This window comes from Streptomyces sp. RP5T, assembly GCF_003933965.1.
Classification (GTDB): domain Bacteria; phylum Actinomycetota; class Actinomycetes; order Streptomycetales; family Streptomycetaceae; genus Streptomyces.
This window is the reverse complement of the sequence record NZ_RSAJ01000582.1, coordinates 1-5,111: the sequence shown is the minus strand read 5'-3', so window position 1 is coordinate 5,111 and position 5,111 is coordinate 1. Positions and strand designations below refer to the sequence as shown.

The 5,111-nt window shown below is 69.7% G+C and carries 6 protein-coding genes; 3 read left to right on the top strand and 3 right to left on the bottom strand.

From position 1 onward, the window contains the following. Positions 1-276 precede the first annotated feature (276 nt). Both groES and groL read left to right on the top strand, forming a co-directional pair. Complete coding sequence (gene groES / locus EHS43_RS36820; protein ID WP_013001368.1) at positions 277-585, top strand: co-chaperone GroES; 309 nt, start codon at positions 277-279, stop codon at positions 583-585. A 119-nt stretch (positions 586-704) separates the two neighbouring features. Continuing rightward, positions 705-2,330, top strand: a complete 1,626-nt coding sequence (gene groL / locus EHS43_RS36815; protein ID WP_125194956.1) for a chaperonin GroEL — start codon at positions 705-707, stop codon at positions 2,328-2,330. 103 nt (positions 2,331-2,433) lie between these two features. On the opposite strand, the gene EHS43_RS36810 is transcribed toward groL, so the two are convergent. The 3 genes from EHS43_RS36810 to EHS43_RS36800 all read right to left on the bottom strand — a co-directional run bounded on the left by EHS43_RS36810 (position 2,434) and on the right by EHS43_RS36800 (position 4,705). Then, a complete protein-coding gene (locus EHS43_RS36810; protein WP_125194954.1) occupies positions 2,434-3,123 on the bottom strand; it encodes an ester cyclase in 690 nt (229 codons plus the stop codon). A gap of 89 nt (positions 3,124-3,212) precedes the next feature. After that, on the bottom strand, positions 3,213-3,986 hold the full coding sequence (locus EHS43_RS36805; protein ID WP_125194952.1) for an SDR family oxidoreductase: 774 nt from the start codon (positions 3,984-3,986) through the stop codon (positions 3,213-3,215). Positions 3,987-4,036: 50 nt separating this feature from the next. Next, positions 4,037-4,705 carry an MOSC domain-containing protein gene (locus EHS43_RS36800; RefSeq protein ID WP_125194950.1) on the bottom strand — a complete coding sequence of 223 codons (669 nt, stop codon included), beginning with the start codon at positions 4,703-4,705 and terminating at the stop codon, positions 4,037-4,039. 80 nt (positions 4,706-4,785) lie between these two features. Between EHS43_RS36800 and EHS43_RS36795 the strand changes: the two genes are divergently transcribed. Next, on the top strand, positions 4,786-5,111 hold a 326-nt coding region (locus EHS43_RS36795), incomplete at its 3' end, for a LysR family transcriptional regulator (RefSeq protein WP_148104184.1).

Sequence of the window (5,111 nt, the reverse complement as noted above, 5' to 3'; positions counted from 1 at the left end):
GCACGGTGCGGCTGCTGCGGGAGATCCAGCGGCGAGGGCTGACGGTGGGGCGGCTGGAGGACTACCTGTAGAGGTGCTCCGGAGGCCGCCGCCGGAGACGCGATTGGCACTCCGCTTGACCGAGTGCTAATCGCGGTCATAGTCTCGGGTCTGGCACTCCCCCCTGGAGAGTGCCAACACAGCGACGGGCAGGTCCGGCACCCGCGACGACGGATCCACCTGGTCGCCACCTCAGACAGTTAACCCCGTGAGATCTCCGAAGGGGGAGGTCGGATCGTGACGACCACCAGCTCCAAGGTTGCCATCAAGCCGCTTGAGGACCGCATCGTGGTCCAGCCGCTCGACGCCGAGCAGACCACCGCCTCTGGCCTGGTCATCCCGGACACCGCGAAGGAGAAGCCCCAGGAGGGCGTCATCCTCGCCGTGGGTCCGGGCCGCTTCGAGAACGGCGAGCGCCTGCCGCTCGACGTCAAGGTCGGCGACATCGTGCTGTACAGCAAGTACGGCGGCACCGAGGTGAAGTACAACGGCGAGGAGTACCTCGTCCTCTCGTCCCGCGACGTGCTCGCGGTCATCGAGAAGTAAGACACCTCAAGCACATTCTGCTTGTGAGCTGCGCCCCGGGCCCCCGCCACCTTAAGAAGCCGGGCGTCTGGGGCGCAGTTCGTTTCACCCAATTTTTCCGAGAGGGCTGAACCGCTCCCATGGCGAAGATCCTGAAGTTTGACGAGGACGCCCGTCGCGCCCTCGAGCGCGGCGTCAACAAGCTTGCCGACACGGTCAAGGTGACGATCGGCCCCAAGGGCCGCAACGTCGTCATCGACAAGAAGTTCGGCGCTCCCACCATCACCAACGACGGCGTCACCATCGCCCGCGAGGTCGAGATCGAGGACCCGTACGAGAACCTCGGCGCCCAGCTGGTGAAGGAGGTGGCGACCAAGACCAACGACATCGCGGGTGACGGTACGACCACCGCCACCGTGCTGGCCCAGGCGCTCGTCCGCGAGGGCCTGAAGAACGTCGCCGCGGGTGCCTCCCCGGCCGCCCTGAAGAAGGGCATCGACGCCGCCGTCGCCGCCATCTCCGAGGACCTCCTCGCGACGGCCCGCCCGATCGACGAGAAGTCCGACATCGCCGCCGTGGCCGCGCTGTCCGCCCAGGACTCGCAGGTCGGCGAGCTCATCGCCGAGGCGATGGACAAGGTCGGCAAGGACGGTGTCATCACCGTCGAGGAGTCCAACACCTTCGGTCTGGAGCTGGACTTCACCGAGGGCATGGCCTTCGACAAGGGCTACCTGTCCCCGTACATGGTCTCCGACCAGGAGCGTATGGAGGCCGTCCTCGACGACCCGTACATCCTGATCAACCAGGGCAAGATCTCCTCGATCCAGGACCTGCTGCCGCTGCTGGAGAAGGTCATCCAGTCGGGTGCCTCCAAGCCGCTGCTGATCATCGCCGAGGACGTCGAGGGCGAGGCCCTGTCGACCCTGGTCGTCAACAAGATCCGCGGCACCTTCAACGCGGTCGCGGTCAAGGCCCCCGGCTTCGGTGACCGCCGCAAGGCGATGCTCCAGGACCTGGCGACCCTCACCGGCGCCGAGGTCATCTCCGAGGAGGTCGGCCTCAAGCTCGACCAGGTCGGCCTGGAGGTGCTGGGCACCGCCCGCCGCGTCACGGTCACCAAGGACGACACCACGGTCGTCGACGGCGCCGGCGACTCCGCCGCCGTCGCGGGCCGCGTCGCCCAGATCAAGGCCGAGATCGAGAACACCGATTCCGACTGGGACCGCGAGAAGCTCCAGGAGCGCCTCGCGAAGCTGGCCGGCGGCGTGTGCGTGATCAAGGTCGGCGCCGCCACCGAGGTGGAGCTGAAGGAGAAGAAGCACCGTCTGGAGGACGCCATCTCCGCGACCCGCGCCGCGGTCGAGGAGGGCATCGTCTCCGGTGGTGGCTCCGCTCTGGTCCACGCCGCCAAGGTGCTCGAGGGCGGCCTCGGCAAGACCGGCGACGAGGCCACCGGTGTCGCCGTGGTCCGCAAGGCCGTCGTCGAGCCGCTGCGCTGGATCGCCGAGAACGCCGGCCTGGAGGGCTACGTCATCACCTCCAAGGTCGCCGAGCTCGACAAGGGCCAGGGCTTCAACGCCGCCACCGGCGAGTACGGCGACCTGGTGAAGGCCGGCGTCATCGACCCGGTCAAGGTCACCCGCTCCGCCCTGGAGAACGCCGCCTCCATCGCCTCCCTCCTCCTGACGACCGAGACCCTGGTCGTCGAGAAGAAGGAAGAGGAGGAGCCGGCCGCCGCCGGTCACGGCCACGGCCACTCCCACTGAGCGAACCGCTCGTGAAAAGGCCCCCGTTCCCTCGCCGAGGGAACGGGGGCTTTCCCCTTCGCGGGCCTTCGCGGGCCTTCGCGGGCTTGTGCGAGCCACCCGGTCAGTCGCCGAGCACCCCCAGCTGTTCCATCAGCCCCGCCCGGTCGTACTGCCACCATCCCTCGCAGATCCTGCCGTCCCGGAACCGGTGCCAGGTGGTCCCGGTCATGGTGACGTTCTGCCCGGTCGCGGGGATGCCCAGGAAGTCGCCGGTGTGCTTCCCGGCCCAGGTCCAGCGGGTGCACACCCGGTCGCCCTGGGCGATCTGGTCGTCCACCCGGAAGGTGAACACGAAGGACTTCCGCCACCCCTCGTACTCCTCGCGCGCCGCGGCGAGCCGCAGATCCCCGGGATTGGCGGGATCGTGGTCGACGTAGTCCTCGGTGAACCGCTCGAACAGCTCCGCCGTCCCGGACCGGCCCGCCTGCTCGAAGAACTCCCGTGCGACGTCCGTATCGAGCTGCTCGTCCCGCACCACGTCCAGGTCCGTGAAGGTCGGCATCTCGTCACACAGCGCGACCATCCCCCGGAAGATCCGCTCGGTCTCCGGCAGCCCCGAGTTGCGCATCGCCTCCTCGTACGACGGGAACTCCACGATCTCGACGAAGTGCGACCCGTCCGACCGGTCCTTGCCGACGACCGCGTGCGTCGCGGTCCGCTTCCCCTTGGTCTGCTCGACCCATGTGTCCATCAGCCGGTCCATCTCGTCGAAGCGGCTGGTCCTGCAGTCGATGAGCTGTACGAAGGTCATCTCGACATCGCCTCCGGCCCCCCTGGGTCCGGTCCTACCGCTCCATTGTCCGCCCGCCGGCCGCATGACGGCACGCCCGGCCGCACAGGTCACTGCGGACCGTACTTGCGCCCCGTCTTCGCCGAGATCCCGCCCAGCAGCCCGCGGGGCGCCACCTTCACCAGCCCCATGATCGCCTTGTACCGGGGATCCGGGATCGACAGCGTCTTCCCGCGGGAGAGGTCGCCCAGTGCCGCCGCCACCAGCTTGTCCGCGTCGAGCCACATCCAGTTCGGGATGTTGTCCGTGCCCATCCCGGCCCGCTGGTGGAACTCGGTCCGCACGAACCCCGGGCACAGGGCCATCAGCCGGACCCCGCTGCCCGCCAGGTCCCGCGCCGCGCCCTGCGTGAACTGCACGACCCACGCCTTCGAGGCGCCGTAGGTTCCGCGCGGCAGGAACGCGGCCACCGAGGCGACGTTCACGACACCGCCGCGCCCGCGCTCCCGCATCGCCTCCGTCGCCGCCGACGTCAGCCGCAGTACCGCCTCGCAGTGCACCTTGAGCATCTTCAGCTCGTCGTCCATGGAGACGTCGAGATAGCGGCCCTTGTTACCGAAGCCGGCGTTGTTGACGAGGAGGTCGACGGGGGACCTGCGGTCGGACAGGCGGGCGGCGACCGTCTCGATGCCGGCGTCCGTGCCGAGGTCGGCGGTGAGGACCTCGGCCTCGATGCCGTGCCGGTCGTGGAGCTCGGTCGCCTGCTCCTGGAGCCGCTTGGTGTCGCGGGCCACCAGCACCAGGTTGTGCCCGTCAGCCGCCAGCCGTCGTGCGAACGCGGCACCGATGCCCGCGGTCGATCCCGTAATCAATGCCGTTGTCATGGCGCAAGGTTAATGACCGGCACCGACAGCGTCCGCCCGGCCGGGGCCCGTCAGACGCCGTGCTGGTCCACGTATTCCTGCGCCCACTTCCGCAGCTCCGGATGGAGCGCCTCGCCCGCCGCCAACAGCCGTGGCAGGAGCGGCCGTTCGGTGGTCGACGCCCGGAACACCAAGGCGACCGTCACGTCGTGGCCGGGCCGGTGCACGATCTCCACCGGGTCCCCGGTGCGGATCTCGCCGGGCCGTATCACCCGCAGATACGCGCCCGGCGCGCCCTTCTGCGTGAAGCGCTTCACCCAGCGCGGCTCGTCCATGTGGCCCTGGAAGGTGCCGCACGGGATCCGCGCGCTGGTGACCTCCAGCACCACCTCGGACCCGATCCGCCACCGCTCGCCGATCAGGGCGCCGGAGACGTCGACGCCCTCGGTGGTGAGGTTCTCGCCGAACGCGCCGTTGGCCGGCGTGCGGCCCAGCTCGCCCTCCCACGCGTCGAGGTCCTCGCGCGCCATCGCGTACACGGCCTGGTCGTCGCCGCCGTGGTGCTGCCTCTTGCACACCGCGTCCCCGGCGAGCCCGCTGCCGCCGATGCCCTTGGGACCGGGCGCGGCCACCCGCACCGGCCCGTCGACCGGCCGCTTGTCGATCCCGGTGACGCCCTCCGGGTTGTCCGTGTACGTGACGGCCTTCTCGCGGCCCAGATTCACCGACAGAAGCTTCATGGCGGCACGCTAGGGGACGGCCACCCAAAGGTGCCACGCATTATTCGGTGCCGTGTCAAAGCGCGGCTTATCCTTGCCGTGTGATCGAGGCCCGACATCTCCGAGTCCTGCGTGCCGTCGCGTCCACCGGCTCCTTCTCCGCCGCCGGGCGCGAACTGGGCTGCACCCAGCCCGCCGTCAGCCAGCAGATGAAGGCACTGGAGGCGTCCGTGGGCACGCCGTTGCTCGTCCGCACCGGACGCGAGATGCGGCTGACCCAGGCGGGCCAGGCCCTGGTACGGCACGCCTCAGCCATCCTGGCGGGCCTGACGGCGGCGGAGGAGGAGGTCGCCGCCATCGCCGGGCTGCGGGCCGGCCGGGTCCGGCTCGTCTCCTTCCCCAGCGGCAGCTCCACCCTCGTCCCCAC

Coding starts and splice junctions, on each gene's coding strand:
- groL (WP_125194956.1), top strand. CDS start 705: ATGGCGAAGATCCTGAAGTTTGACGAGGACGCCCGTCGCGCCCTCGAG.
- EHS43_RS36810 (WP_125194954.1), bottom strand. CDS start 3,123: ATGACCTTCGTACAGCTCATCGACTGCAGGACCAGCCGCTTCGACGAG.
- EHS43_RS36805 (WP_125194952.1), bottom strand. CDS start 3,986: ATGACAACGGCATTGATTACGGGATCGACCGCGGGCATCGGTGCCGCG.
- EHS43_RS36800 (WP_125194950.1), bottom strand. CDS start 4,705: ATGAAGCTTCTGTCGGTGAATCTGGGCCGCGAGAAGGCCGTCACGTAC.